Below are 13,248 nucleotides of genomic sequence, written 5' to 3' on the forward strand. Positions count from 1 at the left end.
TGCGATCGAATTCCCCGCCATTGCAAGCCACGCCGTGTCCGATCCGCTCATCACCTTGGAACACATTCCCGACCACGGTTTCGCGGAAGCGAGCGGCACGGTCGATGGCGATGCCGAATCGCTGATCCTGCGTCGCGACGGCACGCGTGTGGCCGCCTGGTTCAATATCTGTCCGCACGCGGGACGACGACTGGACTGGGCGCCCGGGGAATTCCTGCTGTCGCGCACCGGCGATCTGGTGTGCGCAGCGCACGGCGCCAGTTTTTCACCGATCGATGGCCGTTGCACGGGGGGGCCGTGCCTGGGCGCATCATTGCGCGCGGTACCGGTGGTCGTGCGCGATGGCGCGGTGTTCCTGCGTGACGTCAGCGGAACATCTGCAACAGATTGACCATCGCCACCACGATCCCGATGTAGATGCAGGCCAGCGGTCCGCCGACGCGCCACAGATCGCGCGGGGTATAACCGCCGGGGCCGATGATCATCGAGATCACCGGATTCGATGCCGTCATGAAATTGCACGACGCCGACAGCGCGACGATCAGCGCGAAACTGGTGGGATTGCCGCCGGTCGCCAGTGCCAGGTTGACCGCGATCGGCACCAGCATGATGGTCGCGCCGACGTGGCTGATGATCAGCGAGAACAGCACGGTCAGGATCGCCAGCGCGAGTTCGATCAATACCAGTGGCGTGGCCTGCGGGATGCGATCGACGGTATGGCCAGCGACCCACGCCGCGGCGCCGCTGGAATCCATCGCCCAACCGAGCGGAATCAGGCAGGCCATCAGGAATACGGTTTTCCAGCTGATCGCGGCGTAGGCCTCGTCCATGTGGATCACGCCGGTCAACAGCATGCCGGCGACACCGGTCATCAGCGCGATCGGCACCGGCACCCGCGATGACAACGCGATCAGCATGGTGACCGCGAAGATGGCCATCGCGATCTTGAACTTGTGCGGACGCTGGCGCGCCTTCGGATAGTCGGTGACGACGACGAAATCCTTCTGCGCCGCGACTTCCGCCAGGCGTTGCCAAATGCAATGCAGTACCAGCATGTCGCCGGCGCGCAGCGGGATATTGCGCACGTCCTCGCGCAGCACTTCGCGATCGCGATTGATCGCCAGCAGGCTGATGCCGTACTGTTTGCGGAAGCGCAACTCGGCCTGGGTCTTGCCGATGAAGCGCGAATTCGGCGGCACCACCGCTTCGGCGATGCCGGCGCGGCTCGGGTTGAACAGATCGCCGAATTCGCGCAAGCGCGTCGATGCGGTGAGCTTGTGCGCGTCAGCGAAACGCAGCACCTCGTCATTCGGTCCCATCGCGCCGAGCACATCGCCGACCCAGATGCGCGCATCGGACGGCGGCGCCAGTCGCGACTCGCCGTGGCTGCGGTGGGCCAGCAGCAGTGGTGCGCCGACCATGCGTTCGGCTTCGCCGATGGTGGTGCCGACCAACGGGCTCTGCGGCGTCACCGTCAGTTCGAAGACATCGCCGTTGATGCCGTAGGTATTGGCGAAATAACTCTCGGTGCGACCGGGCGTCACCGCGCGGTCTTCCTCACGCAATTGACGGTCGCCATGGAAGCGGAAATACAGCAGCACCGCGATCACCATCGCGATGCCGATCGGCATCGGCGCGAACATCTTGAACGGATGGATCGAGGCCGCGCCCGACGGCATGTTGGCGTTGGCCGACATCAGCAGGTCGTTGAGCAGGATCAGCGGCGAATTGCCGACCATGGTCAACGCGCCCGCCATCACGATGGTCGCGGCGATCGGCAACAACATCCGCGACGTGGCGATGCCGGTGCGCGCGGAAATGCGCGAGGACACCGGCAGGAACATCGCCATCACCGACGGGTTCTGCATCAACGGCGACACCGCCGCCGCCGACAGGCAGGTGAGGGTGAGCAGGCGTTTTTCAGATCCGCTGGAACGTCGCAGCAACCATCCCGCCAAGCGATTCAGCGCACCGGTGCGTTCCAGTCCGGCGCCAAGGATCATCGTCGAGATGATGCTGATCACCGCGCTGCCGGAAAAACCACCGAACAGGTCTTCCGGCGCGATCAACCCGGTGAGACCGAGCAGCACCAGCACGCACAACGCGACCACGTCGGGACGGATGCGTTCGAACAGGAACAGCACCATCGTCAGCCCGACCAGGCCGAGCACCATGGCCATGTCGCTGCTGAGGACGAGGCCGCTGCCCATGGTCAGTTGCGGTCGTAGATCAGGTCGAACACCGGATGGCCAAGCCGTTGGCCGCGCGTCTCGAAATGCGTCTGCGGACGCCACGCCGGGCGCGGCGGCTGTCCGCGCGGGCCAGCGCGATTCACCAGGCCGGGCGTGGCATCGAGCACGTCCCACATTTGTTCGGCGTAATCGGGCCAGTCAGTGGCGAGATGCAGGCGACCATCGGCCGCGAGTTTGCGCACCAGCAGCGCGGCGAATTCCGTGTTCACCAACCGGCGCTTGCCGTGGCGTTTCTTGTGCCAGGGATCGGGGAAATAGATGCGGATTTCGTCGAGGGAAGCGTCGGCGATTTCGTTTTCCAACACTTCCACTGCATCGTGGTGATACAGGCGCACGTTCTTTGCATCATCGGCGGCAAGCGCATTCAACAGGCGACCGACCCCGGGCGCATGCACTTCGATGCCGATGTGGTCGCGCGCCGGATCGAGTGCGGCGGAATAACGCAGCGCCTCGCCGTTGCCGAAGCCGATCTCGACGATGCGCGGCGCATGGCGGCCGAACACCGCATCGAAATCACGCGGTTGGCCGCTGTAGTCCAGCCCGAAGCGTGGCCATTGATCATCGAAGGCCTTCTGCTGCGCCGGCGTGAAGCGGCCCTGGCGCAACACGAAACTGCGGATGCGACGATGACCGGGCTCCACCGTGAACGGCTTCGGCGGAACTTTCGCGCCGTCGCTGGAGAACGGGTTCGTCATCCGATCAATCCATCCAGCGGCGACGACGCACTGGCGTAACGCTTGCGCGGGATGCGGCCGGCGAGGAAGGCATCGCGGCCGGCTTCGACGGCAAGCTTCATCGCCCGCGCCATCCGCACCGGATCCTTGGCGCCGGCGATCGCGGTGTTCATCAGCACGCCAGCGCAACCGAGCTCCATCGCGATCGCGGCGTCCGACGCGGTGCCGACGCCGGCATCGACGATGATCGGCACCTTGGCGTTCTCGACGATCTCCATCAGGTTGTAGCGGTTCTGGATGCCGAGGCCGGAACCGATCGGCGCGGCCAGCGGCATCACCGCGACGCAGCCGATTTCTTCCAGGCGCTTGCACAGGATCGGATCGTCGCTGGTGTAGACCATCACGTGGAAACCATCGGCGACCAGCTGTTCCGCCGCCTTCAAGGTCTGGATCACGTCGGGAAACAGGGTCTTCTGGTCGCCCAGCACTTCGAGCTTGGTCAGGTTGTGGCCGTCCAGCAACTCGCGCGCGAGGCGACAGGTACGCACGGCGTCCTCGGCGGTGTAGCAGCCGGCGGTATTGGGCAGGATGGTGTAACGATCGGGCGGCAGCACGTCGAGCAGGTTGGGCTCGCCCGGATTCTGGCCGATGTTGCTGCGGCGGATCGCCACGGTGACGATCTCGGCGCCGGCGGCTTCGGTGGCGGCGCGGGTTTCGTCGAGATCCCTGAATTTGCCGGTGCCGGTGAGCAGGCGGGAACGGTAGGTCTTCCCTGCGATGATCAGGGCGTCGTCGGAAGTGTTCATGGGGAAATTATCGCCGAAAGGAATGAACGGTTGCCGGGGTGCTTGGAAGTTCGGACGATCGCTTACCCACCACCCAGCGCATGCACGATCTCGACGCGATCGCCATTCCGCAATTCCGTCGTCGCATGGCGGCTGCGCGGAACGATCTCGCCATTGACCTCGACCGCGACGCGTCGATCCGCCAATCCTTCCGACTGAAGCAGCGTGGAGATGGTGGTGGCGGGCACGCAAATATGCGGTTCGCCGTTGAGCTGGATATCCATCTGCACATTGTCGCCCGATCCGGACCGTGACGCGACGCAACATGCGGGCGTTAGGTTTTCGTGAAACCATTCGCCATACGCGGGCGAATCCAGCCCGGTCGAACGAGATCCGAACCATGCGCACCAAGCTGCTTTGCACCGCCCTGGCGTCTGCCCTCTCGATGGTGGCCCTGCCGGCCGCCGCCCAGTACGTGGACACCCACGCCCAGACCTTCAGTCAGACGATCTTCTTCGGCGACAGCCTGACCGATGCCGGTTTCTTCCGGCCGCTGCTGCCAGCCAATGCGCAGCCGGTGATCGGCCAGTTCACCACCAACCCGGGCACGACTTGGGCGCAGAACCTGGCGCGCTATTACGGTCAGAACGGGAACGCTGCGTGGTTGGCATCGCCGACCGGACCAGCTGCGAGTACCGGCGATGATTACGCCGTGGGTGGTGCGCGCGTGGTCGCGCCAGTTTCGGGTGCTTTGGGTCCGATTCCTTCAGTCGATCAGCAAGTGAATTTCTATCTTGCCAGCACTGGCGGTCGTGCCGACCCGCGCGCGCTTTACACCGTCTGGGGTGGTGCCAACGATCTGTTCGCAGTGGTCGCAGGTGCTCCGGCCCAGGCCACCATCGGCGCAGCGGTGGGCGGCGAAGTCGGCATCGTCGGCAAATTGCAGGCAGCAGGCGCGCGCTATGTACTGGTGCCCAACATCCCCGACCTCGGCCAGACGCCGTCGTTCCGTGCGCAAGGCGCCGCAGCACAGGCCCAGGGCACGCAGTTGGCGATGGCCTACAACAGCGCGCTGTATCAGGGATTGGCCGGCCAAGGCCTGCGCTTCATCCCGCTCAACACCTTCGGGATGATCCAGGAAATCGTCGCCAATCCGGCGCCTTACGGTTTCACCAATGTCACCGGCACCGCCTGCCAGCCGCAGATCACCGCGAATTCGCTGACCTGCAACCCGACGTCCTATGTGACTCCGGATGCGCCGTATACCTATGCCTTTGCTGATGGCGTGCACCCCAGCCTTGCCGCCCACAAGATCCTCGGTGATTACGCTGTCGCCACCCTGGAAGGCCCGCGCCAGATCGCCATCCTGCCGCTGTCGGCGATGAGCGTCGGCCGCGCGCGCGCCGACCTGCTGTCGTCGCAGCTGGCCAGCATGCGTGGCAACGACGGCATGCGCTGGTGGTTCAATGGCAACCTCGATCAGCAACGCTACAATCGTGGCCCGTCCGGTGATGGCTTCAACGGCGTCGGCCCGTCACTGGGTGGCGGCCTTGGCTGGAACAGCGGCGCCTTCCGTTACGGCGGCGCGATGAACTACGGTCGCCAGAGCATCGATTACTCGGCCAGGCGCGGCGATTTCCGCCAGACCGACATCTCCATCGCCGGCTTCGCCGGCTGGCACAACGAAAACGCTTGGGTGAACGCCCAGCTCGGCTATTCGCGCCTGCAGTACAACGTGCACCGCGACGTGCCGCTGGGACAGGTCATCCGCACGCATACGGGCAAAGCCAACGGCAGCGACATCTACGGCGGCATCGATGCCGGCTGGATGTTCCACGGCACCAAGTTCGACCACGGTCCGGTGGGCGAAGTGCTGATCCAGCGCATTAGTGTCGATGGTTTCACAGAAAGCGACGCCAATCTTTCGACCGCGCTGGCCTATCCGAAGCAAACCTTCAACTCGCGCTTGGCATCGCTGGGCTACGAAGGTCGTTACCACATCGCCGAAGGCTGGACGCCGTTCGCGCGCCTCAGCGTCGACCGTGAATTCGGCAAGATGCCGACGGAAGCGCGCGCCAGCATGCCGAGCGTCGGTTCGATGGAGTTCGCGGTGCCGGGCCCGTCGTTCGATCGCAGCTACGGTTCGCTGGCCGTCGGCCTGCGCGGCCAGTTCGATGGCCTCGACGTGATGGCCGGCGGGACCACGACCGTTGCACGCAAGGGCGGCAACTATCGTTCGCTGTCGCTGACCGTCGGCAAGACGTTCTAACTAACCATTGCTTGACACACGGCCAGCACGCTGCGGTTAGAATCCGCAGCGTTCGCGGGTGTAGCTCAATGGCAGAGCTGTAGCTTCCCAAGCTACTGACGAGGGTTCGATTCCCTTCACCCGCTCCAATCCATTCACGGCGGCTTCGGCCGCCGTGACCGTCTGGAGGCCATCACATGTCGGAAACGGTCACCGTGGGATGGCGGGAAACCGTGGCGTTGCCGGAATTCGGGATCGAGCGCATCCGCGCCAAGATCGATACCGGCGCGCGCAGTTCATCGTTGCATGTCGATCGCCAGTGGCGGCTCGAACGTGACGGCCAGCCGTGGGTGGGATTCGTGATCCAGCCACGACCCGGTGCCGAGGTGGTGACGGTGGAAGCACTGCTGGTGGACGAACGCGACGTCATCGATTCCGGTGGCCATCGCGTGCGGCGGCCGTTCATCCGCACGCGCATGCGCCTGGCCGACGTCGAGCGCGAGATCGAACTCAACCTCGCCGATCGCCGTGGCATGCGCTTCCCGATGTTGCTGGGTCGCCAGGCCATGCAGGAAAGCTTCATCGTCGACCCCTCACGCTCGCACCTCCATCGCCGCAGGAAGTCCGTCGAATGAAACTCGCGATCCTGTCGCGCAATGCCAAGTTGTATTCCACCAAGCGACTGGTGGAAGCCGCGCGCGTGCGCGGCCATAGCGTGCGAGTGCTCGATCCGCTGCGCTGCTACATGAAGATTGGCAAGGGCGACTTCGAGATGCATTACAAGGGCGCGCGGATTTCCGGTTACGACGCGGTGATCCCGCGCATCGGCGCATCGGTGACGCGTTATGGCACTGCGGTGCTGCGTCAGTTCGAATTGATGGGCACGACATCGCCCAACAGTTGCGACGCCATCCTGCGTGCGCGCGACAAGCTGCGCAGCCACCAGTTGCTGGCCGCCGAGGGCATCGATCTTCCCGCCACCGTGTTCGGCGACAACCCCGACGACACCGTCGACATGCTGTCGATGCTCGGGCCACCGCCGCATGTCATCAAGTTGAACGAAGGCGCGCAGGGCGCGGGCGTGATGCTCACCGAAAAACCGTCGGCATCACAGGCGGTGATCGAGGCATTGCGTGGCCTCTACGCGCAATTCCTGGTGCAGGAATTCGTCGCCGAAGCGCAGGGCGCCGACCTGCGCTGTTTCGTGGTCGGTGATCGCGTGGTCGGGGCGATGAAGCGCCAGGCACCGAGCGGCGATTTCCGTTCCAACCTGCATCGTGGCGGCACCGCGGAACCGGCCGAGCCGCGCGACGATGAAGTCGAAGTCGCGGTGCGTGCGGCCAAGGTGCTGGGCCTTGGTATCGCCGGTGTCGACCTGATCCGTTCCAGGCGCGGGCCACTGGTGCTGGAGGTCAATTCGTCGCCAGGACTGGAAGGCATCGAAGCCGCGACCGCAGTCGACATCGCCGGCGCCATCATCGACCACGTGGCTGCTTGCGCGAAGGAACCGAATGGCCGCAAGCGTGTCAAACCTCTCTCGGCCCGGTCGAAGAAGCGCGATTGAGCCCCCTGTGCCAGAATGAATCGAAGGATGGAGGAGACAGCCCGTGCGCGTGCTCTTGATTGAAGATAACCAGGATATCGCCGCCAATCTTGGCGATTACCTCGAGGATCGCGGCCATGCGGTCGATTTCGCCGCCGATGGCGTGACTGGCTTGCATCTGGCGGTGGTGAACGATTTCGATGCGATCATCCTCGACCTCAACCTGCCCGGCATGGATGGACTCGAGGTCTGCCGCAAGCTGCGCAACGACGCGCGCAAGCAGACGCCGGTGCTGATGCTGACCGCTCGCGACAGCCTCGACAACAAGTTGGAAGGCTTCGAGTCCGGCGCCGACGATTACCTCGTCAAGCCATTCGCGCTGCAGGAAGTCGATGTGCGATTGAATGCGTTGGCGCGCCGTGGCAAGGGTCCGAAGCCGCGCGTGCTGTCGATCGCCGATCTCGAATACAACCTCGATACGCTGGAAGTACGGCGTGGCGGCAAGTTGCTGCAGCTCAACCCGACGGCGTTGAAGATTTTGCAGGCGCTGATGGAAGCCGCGCCTGCGGTGGTCACGCGCCAGGATCTGGAAACACGCGTGTGGGGCGAGGAACTGCCCGATTCCGATTCGTTGCGCGTGCATATCCACGGCCTGCGCGCGGTGATCGACAAACCGTTCCCGGTGCCGTTGATCCAGACTCGCCACGGCATCGGCTATCGCATCGCTGTGCCGGATGCCGGCTAAGCCCACTCGCTCCAACTTGCCAGGCTTGCCGACGCGCCACAACCGGCGCCGTCTGCGCACGCGCATCGTGCTGTCGTTCTTCCTGCTCGGCCTCGGGCTGACGATGTTGTTCGCCTATGCCACCAACGAAGTGCGCGTGCGCATCGAGAGCTCGCTGATCGAGGACGCGCTCAACAACAACATCGACGAGTACGCGCGGCGCTGGTACGCGGCCACCGACAAGAAGGATGTGGGCGCGCCTTACCAGCAGATGTACGGGAAAGTGGTGGGGAAGGACAAGTTCGAAAGCCTGAAGGTGGAGCAGCCGGACTGGTATCGCCTTGGCGACGGCATTCATACCATCAGCGGCAACAACGTCGACGGTTCCGCCTTCTCCTACAAACTGGCGGTGCGCAAGACGCCGGAGGAATGGTTCTTTTTCGCCTACGACACCTCGCGCGCGGCGCGTGGCGAGCAGAAGATCAAATATGTGCTGTGGGAATCGATCGCGATCTTCGGCCTGCTGTCGCTGCTGCTCGGCTGGTGGTCGGCGTCGCGGGTGATGCGCCCGGTTTCCGACCTGGTGGGCCTGCTCCGTCGTCGCTCCAGCGGCCATGACGACAATCGAGCATTTGCACCGCATTTCGCCGACGACGAGGTGGGCGAGTTGGCGCGCGCGCTCGACGATTATTCCGACCGAATCAACGATGCCGCCCTTCGCGATCGCGAGTTCAATGCCGACGTCAGCCACGAGTTGCGCACGCCACTGGCGGTGATCCGCAGCACGGTGGAACTGATGCTGGAACAACCTGACCTCGGCGACAAGATGCGCGAACGCATCCTGCGCATCCAGCGCGCCCAGGAAGGCGGCACCGCGATCACCGAAACACTGTTGCTGTTGTCGCGCGAGGAACGCGTGCGCGGCGACACATCGGTTGCCCGCGTGGCCGAGCAGTTGCTGGAAGCGCAGCGCCTGCAACAACGTCGCGGCAAGCAGCTCGATCTGCGCATGGAAGGCAATACCGCGCTGATGGTGGATGCGCCGGAAGCAACGGTGAATGTCGCGCTGGGCAATCTGATTGCCAACGCGGTACGTTACACCGATAGCGGCAGCGTGATCGTGCGCCTCGACAGCGACTCGGTCGACGTGATCGACACCGGGCGCGGACTCAGCGACGAGGACGAACAACGGATGATGGAACGAGGCTATCGCGGCAACGCATCGAGCAATACCAAGGGTGCCGGCATCGGTCTTGCCATCGTCAATCGCATCTGCGCGCTGTATGGCTGGCAGATGCAGGTGCAACCGCGTCGCGACGGCACCGTTGGCACCGTGGCGACGCTCAGGTTTTCCGCGCTCAGATGAAGTCGAGCCAGCCGCGGGTGTCGGCGCTGGCGCCGTGGACGAGATCGAAATAGGCCTTTTGCAGTTTCAGCGTGACCGGGCCGGCCTTGCCAGCGCCGATCGTGCGGCCATCCACCGATCGGATCGGCGTGACTTCGGCGGCGGTGCCGCACATGAACAACTCGTCGCAGAGGTAGAGGTATTCGCGCGGGATGTCGCGCTCGACGATGTCGATGCCCATTTCGCGTGCCAGCGTCATCAGTGTATTGCGGGTGATGCCGTTGAGGAGTGCGGCGCTGATCGGCGTGGTGTGCAACGCGCCATCGATCACCAGGAAGAGGTTCTCGCCGGCGCCTTCGCTGAGCAGGCCGGTCGAGGCCAGCGCGATGCCTTCGCCGAAGCCGAGGCGACGCGCTTCGCGCGCGACCAACTGACCCGACAGGTAATTGCCGCCGGCCTTGGCGCCCGCAGGAATGGTGTTCGGGGCGAAACGCTGCCAGCTCGACACGCAGGCGTCGATGCCCTGTTCCAGCACGCCCTCACCGAGGTAGGCGCCCATCTTCCAGGTCGCCACCGAGACATCGACCGGGGTGTCGGCGCTTAGCCCGAACCCGCCGAGTCCACGGAACGCGATCGGGCGCAGATAGGCTTCGCGAAAACCATTGCGGCGCACGATCTCGCGATGGGCTTCGCTGATCTGCTCCGGCGTGTAGGGAATCTCGATTTCATGGATGCGCGCCGAGGCGAACAAGCGCTTGGTGTGATCTTCCAGACGGAAGATCGCCGGGCCGTGCGGCGTGTCGTAGCAACGGACGCCTTCGAACACCGACGAACCGTAGTGCAACGCGTGTGACATCACGTGGGTGGTGGCTTCGGCCCAAGGCTTGACCTGGCCGTTGTGCCAGATCCATTGCGGGTAGTCCATTGCGTTCGTCCTGGGCGGTAGGGAACCGCTATTGTCGCCGCTGGCGGCCACCCCGGGCTAGGGGCAGGTTCGACTAATAGCTGATCCACCAGCAGTTTTCGTGGCGCCGCAGATGGAAGTTGGTGCTGGTGGTGGCGTTGCCTTTGCCTTGGGCCAGCACCAGGCGAACGGCGCCAGTGGAGAGCTGGGTGTCGAGCAGCTGGTGGTTGCGGGTCAGGCTAGCGAGTCGGTCGGCGATGTCGTAGCCGGATTCCGTTCCCAACCCCGGCCAGTGGTAGACGCCAACCAGCCGGTTGGGATCGCTGGTATCGAAGGCGAGGGTGATTTCGTGGACGAGATCATCCAGCGTGTGCGCGCAGCCGGCGCGCACGGCCTGGCGACCCAGGCTCATCGTCGCGCCCGAAGGCGGTGTGTGCGGAACGCCGCGATCTGCAGCACCGAAGGCGGCGCAGGGTTTGTCGCTGTACAGCACTTCGCCGCTCGCGCCGGTGCATTCGTGGATGGCGGATTGTGCGTGGGTGCGCAGCGGCAACGACGCGATCGCCAGCAATGCCAGGCAGGAAACGAGGATGGATAAATTGCGCACCCGCGCACTCTAGCGCGGAATGCGTCATGTTTCGCTCGCGATCAAGCCAGCCGCTGCAATATCGCCTGCGTCGGGCGCGCCATGTTCAGCGTGTAGAAGTGCAGGGCGGGCGCGCCACCATCGACCAGGCGACGACACAGGGTGGCGACGAGATCGGCGGCGAATTCGCGGATGGCTTCGGCGTCGTCGCCGTGTGCGCGCATGCGTTGGCCGATCCAGCGCGGGATTTCCGCACCGCAGGCTTCCGAGAAGCGCCGCAACTGGGTGAAGTTGGAGATCGGCATGATCCCGGGAATGATCGGAATGTCGATGCCGCGTTTGCGCACGTCATCGATGAAGTGGAAGTAGGCGTCGGAGTTGTAGAAATACTGGGTGATCGCGTTGTGCGCGCCGGCCTTGACCTTGCGCTCGAAGTTGGCGAGATCGACATGGGCGTCGTCGGCCTGCGGATGCGTTTCCGGATACGCGGCCACCGTGACCTGGAAATGATCGCCATGCTCGGCGCGGATCAGCTCGACCAGTTCGTTGGCGTAGCGCAGGTCGCCCTGGCCGATCATCCCCGAGGGCATGTCGCCACGCAGTGCGATGATGCGCGAGCAGCCGAGCGCGCGGTACAGCTTCAGCAACGAACGGATTTCCTCGCGGCTGCCACCAACGCAGGTCAGGTGCGGCACGCCATCAACACCATGCTCGCCGCGCAGCCGTTGCACCGTTTCCGGCGTGTGGCTGAGGGTCGAACCACCGGCGCCGAAGGTCACCGACATGAACTCCGGCGAATGAGGCTTGAGCTTCTGCACGCTGCGATCAAGCTGTGCGCGTTGTTCGTCGGTCTTGGGCGGATAAAACTCGAAGGAAAGAGGCGTCATCGCAGGCGGTCGGTTTCCGGGTGGCGTCCAGTATATCTCTTTGTCGCGATGAAGCGATATCTAATCGCGACGGGGCGGTCTGGCACCATCGAACTACATGAAATCAATGATCTGCGGGAGTCGATAGTGAACAAGATGACGATGTTGGGCCGGACGCTGCCGCTGCTGTTCCTCGCGGGTTGCGCCGCCACGGGCGGCGGGTCCGCGCCCTCGGGTTCGAAGCTGTCGCAGCCACAGGCTGCAGCCGTGGATACCGCGGTGGCGGAAGGCATGCGCCGCGATGGCACGGTCGGCATGGCCATCGGCGTGATCGAGAACGACCGCATCGTCTACCTCAAGGGCTACGGTGACGCCGATCGCGAGGCACACGTTCCGGTGACGACGCGGACGATGTTCCGCTGGGCCTCGGTCTCCAAGCCGGTGGCGGCGATCGCGGCGATGCAGCTGGTCGAGCAGGGCAAGCTCGATCTCGATGCCGATGTGCGCGGCTACGTGCCCGAATTCCCGGACAAGGGCGTCAAGATCACCACGCGCCAGCTGCTGGGCCACCAGGGCGGCATCGTCCATTACGACAACGGGCCGGTGGTACCCACCGTGAAGACCTACGCGCAGGCGCATCCGTTCGCCGATGTCGTCGTCGCGCTCGATGCGTTCAAGGACTCGCCGCTGGTGAACGCGCCGGGGACCAAGTTCAACTACACCACCCATGGATTCATGCTGGTCGCGGCCGTGGTGCAGCGTGCGGGTGGCGAACCGTTCGCGCAGCAGGTGCGCGAACGCATCATCGAGCCGCTGCATCTGACAACGATGCAGCCGGACTACCAATGGATCGCGATTCCCGATCGCGCGACCGGTTACGTGAAACAGGACGGCGCGGTCGCGCGCTCGACCGATACCGACGTCAGCTGGAAACTCGGCGGTGGTGGCTACATTTCCGACATTGGCGATTTCGCCGGTTTCGCCAAGGGCGTGCTCGATGGTCGCCTGGTGTCCGCCGCCACGCAAACCGCGATGTGGACGCCGCAGAAGACAGCGGATGGCAAGGCGACCGGATACGGCCTCGGCTTCGATGTCAGCAATGAAGGTGGACGCCTGCGCATCGCACACAGCGGATCACAGGAGAAGACGCGCACCTGGCTGGCGATCTGGCCGCAGGAAAAACGCGGCATCGTCATCATGACCAACAGCGAATGGGTCGATCCGAAGAAATATGCCACGCCGGTGCTGGAGGCGATCGAAGCGCTGGATGCAACGCACGCTGCGAGGTAGTCGCGCTGTCATCGGTCAGACAAAACGGGCG

The 13,248-nt window shown here is 64.3% G+C and carries 14 protein-coding genes and 1 tRNA gene; 8 read left to right on the forward strand and 7 right to left on the reverse strand.

Going from position 1 to position 13,248, the window contains the following annotated elements:
* Positions 1–34 precede the first annotated feature (34 nt).
* A complete protein-coding gene (locus Lysil_RS07945; RefSeq protein ID WP_240600442.1) occupies positions 35–391 on the forward strand; it encodes a Rieske (2Fe-2S) protein in 357 nt (118 codons plus the stop codon).
* On the opposite strand, the gene Lysil_RS07950 is transcribed toward Lysil_RS07945, so the two are convergent.
* The 4 genes from Lysil_RS07950 to thiS all read right to left on the reverse strand — a co-directional run bounded on the left by Lysil_RS07950 (position 366) and on the right by thiS (position 3,995).
* Complete coding sequence (locus Lysil_RS07950) at positions 366–2,210, reverse strand: SLC13 family permease (protein WP_103075101.1); 1,845 nt, start codon at positions 2,208–2,210, stop codon at positions 366–368. The two genes, Lysil_RS07945 and Lysil_RS07950, sit on opposite strands and share 26 nt — an antisense overlap.
* A gap of 2 nt (positions 2,211–2,212) precedes the next feature.
* Entirely contained in the window at positions 2,213–2,947 is a 735-nt protein-coding gene (gene trmB / locus Lysil_RS07955; protein WP_103075102.1) for a tRNA (guanosine(46)-N7)-methyltransferase TrmB, read from the reverse strand.
* The gene (locus tag Lysil_RS07960; protein WP_103075103.1) at positions 2,944–3,732 is read right to left on the reverse strand and encodes a thiazole synthase; all 789 of its coding nucleotides are present in this window, start codon (positions 3,730–3,732) and stop codon (positions 2,944–2,946) included. The genes trmB and Lysil_RS07960 overlap by 4 nt, the downstream gene beginning before the upstream one ends.
* Before the next feature lie 62 nt (positions 3,733–3,794).
* The gene (gene thiS, locus Lysil_RS07965; RefSeq protein WP_103075104.1) at positions 3,795–3,995 is read right to left on the reverse strand and encodes a sulfur carrier protein ThiS; all 201 of its coding nucleotides are present in this window, start codon (positions 3,993–3,995) and stop codon (positions 3,795–3,797) included.
* Positions 3,996–4,111: 116 nt separating this feature from the next.
* On the opposite strand from thiS, the gene Lysil_RS07970 reads away from it, so the two are divergent.
* The 6 genes from Lysil_RS07970 (at position 4,112) to Lysil_RS07995 (ending at position 9,592) form a co-directional block, all read left to right on the forward strand.
* Complete coding sequence (locus tag Lysil_RS07970; RefSeq protein ID WP_165782437.1) at positions 4,112–5,980, forward strand: autotransporter domain-containing protein; 1,869 nt, start codon at positions 4,112–4,114, stop codon at positions 5,978–5,980.
* Between the two features lie 54 nt (positions 5,981–6,034).
* Positions 6,035–6,108 (forward strand) — tRNA-Gly (locus Lysil_RS07975).
* Positions 6,109–6,156: 48 nt separating this feature from the next.
* Positions 6,157–6,594: an ATP-dependent zinc protease family protein gene (locus tag Lysil_RS07980; RefSeq protein WP_103075106.1), complete on the forward strand. Its 438-nt coding sequence runs from the start codon at positions 6,157–6,159 to the stop codon at positions 6,592–6,594.
* A complete protein-coding gene (gene rimK, locus Lysil_RS07985) occupies positions 6,591–7,523 on the forward strand; it encodes a 30S ribosomal protein S6--L-glutamate ligase (RefSeq protein ID WP_103075107.1) in 933 nt (310 codons plus the stop codon). The genes Lysil_RS07980 and rimK overlap by 4 nt, the downstream gene beginning before the upstream one ends.
* A 43-nt stretch (positions 7,524–7,566) precedes the next feature.
* Complete coding sequence (locus Lysil_RS07990) at positions 7,567–8,247, forward strand: response regulator transcription factor (protein ID WP_103075108.1); 681 nt, start codon at positions 7,567–7,569, stop codon at positions 8,245–8,247.
* Entirely contained in the window at positions 8,237–9,592 is a 1,356-nt protein-coding gene (locus tag Lysil_RS07995; RefSeq protein ID WP_103075109.1) for a sensor histidine kinase, read from the forward strand. Before Lysil_RS07990 ends, Lysil_RS07995 begins: the two co-directional genes overlap by 11 nt.
* Here Lysil_RS07995 and Lysil_RS08000 read toward each other — a convergent pair.
* The 3 genes from Lysil_RS08000 to metF all read right to left on the reverse strand — a co-directional run bounded on the left by Lysil_RS08000 (position 9,585) and on the right by metF (position 11,948).
* Complete coding sequence (locus tag Lysil_RS08000) at positions 9,585–10,496, reverse strand: branched-chain amino acid transaminase (RefSeq protein ID WP_103075110.1); 912 nt, start codon at positions 10,494–10,496, stop codon at positions 9,585–9,587. The genes Lysil_RS07995 and Lysil_RS08000 overlap by 8 nt on opposite strands.
* A 73-nt stretch (positions 10,497–10,569) precedes the next feature.
* The gene (locus Lysil_RS08005) at positions 10,570–11,082 is read right to left on the reverse strand and encodes a DUF4124 domain-containing protein (RefSeq protein ID WP_103075111.1); all 513 of its coding nucleotides are present in this window, start codon (positions 11,080–11,082) and stop codon (positions 10,570–10,572) included.
* A 41-nt stretch (positions 11,083–11,123) separates the two neighbouring features.
* A complete protein-coding gene (gene metF / locus Lysil_RS08010; RefSeq protein WP_103075112.1) occupies positions 11,124–11,948 on the reverse strand; it encodes a methylenetetrahydrofolate reductase [NAD(P)H] in 825 nt (274 codons plus the stop codon).
* 135 nt (positions 11,949–12,083) lie between these two features.
* Here metF and Lysil_RS08015 point away from each other — a divergent pair, with 135 nt between their 5' ends.
* Positions 12,084–13,217, forward strand: coding sequence for a serine hydrolase domain-containing protein (locus Lysil_RS08015; protein ID WP_240600585.1), 1,134 nt, complete (start codon positions 12,084–12,086; stop codon positions 13,215–13,217).
* Positions 13,218–13,248: the final 31 nt, after the last annotated feature.

It is taken from the genome of Solilutibacter silvestris (assembly GCF_002895945.1).
Lineage (GTDB): Bacteria > Pseudomonadota > Gammaproteobacteria > Xanthomonadales > Xanthomonadaceae > Solilutibacter > Solilutibacter silvestris.

Bases quoted from the DNA above. Each gene is read 5' to 3' on its own strand.
- rimK (WP_103075107.1), top strand. From the start codon at position 6,591: ATGAAACTCGCGATCCTGTCGCGCAATGCCAAGTTGTATTCCACCAAG.
- Lysil_RS07995 (WP_103075109.1), top strand. From the start codon at position 8,237: ATGCCGGCTAAGCCCACTCGCTCCAACTTGCCAGGCTTGCCGACGCGC.
- Lysil_RS07960 (WP_103075103.1), bottom strand. From the start codon at position 3,732: ATGAACACTTCCGACGACGCCCTGATCATCGCAGGGAAGACCTACCGT.
- Lysil_RS08000 (WP_103075110.1), bottom strand. From the start codon at position 10,496: ATGGACTACCCGCAATGGATCTGGCACAACGGCCAGGTCAAGCCTTGG.
- metF (WP_103075112.1), bottom strand. From the start codon at position 11,948: ATGACGCCTCTTTCCTTCGAGTTTTATCCGCCCAAGACCGACGAACAA.
- Lysil_RS07980 (WP_103075106.1), top strand. From the start codon at position 6,157: ATGTCGGAAACGGTCACCGTGGGATGGCGGGAAACCGTGGCGTTGCCG.
- Lysil_RS07970 (WP_165782437.1), top strand. From the start codon at position 4,112: ATGCGCACCAAGCTGCTTTGCACCGCCCTGGCGTCTGCCCTCTCGATG.
- Lysil_RS08015 (WP_240600585.1), top strand. From the start codon at position 12,084: ATGACGATGTTGGGCCGGACGCTGCCGCTGCTGTTCCTCGCGGGTTGC.
- trmB (WP_103075102.1), bottom strand. From the start codon at position 2,947: ATGACGAACCCGTTCTCCAGCGACGGCGCGAAAGTTCCGCCGAAGCCG.
- Lysil_RS07950 (WP_103075101.1), bottom strand. From the start codon at position 2,210: ATGGGCAGCGGCCTCGTCCTCAGCAGCGACATGGCCATGGTGCTCGGC.
- thiS (WP_103075104.1), bottom strand. From the start codon at position 3,995: ATGGATATCCAGCTCAACGGCGAACCGCATATTTGCGTGCCCGCCACC.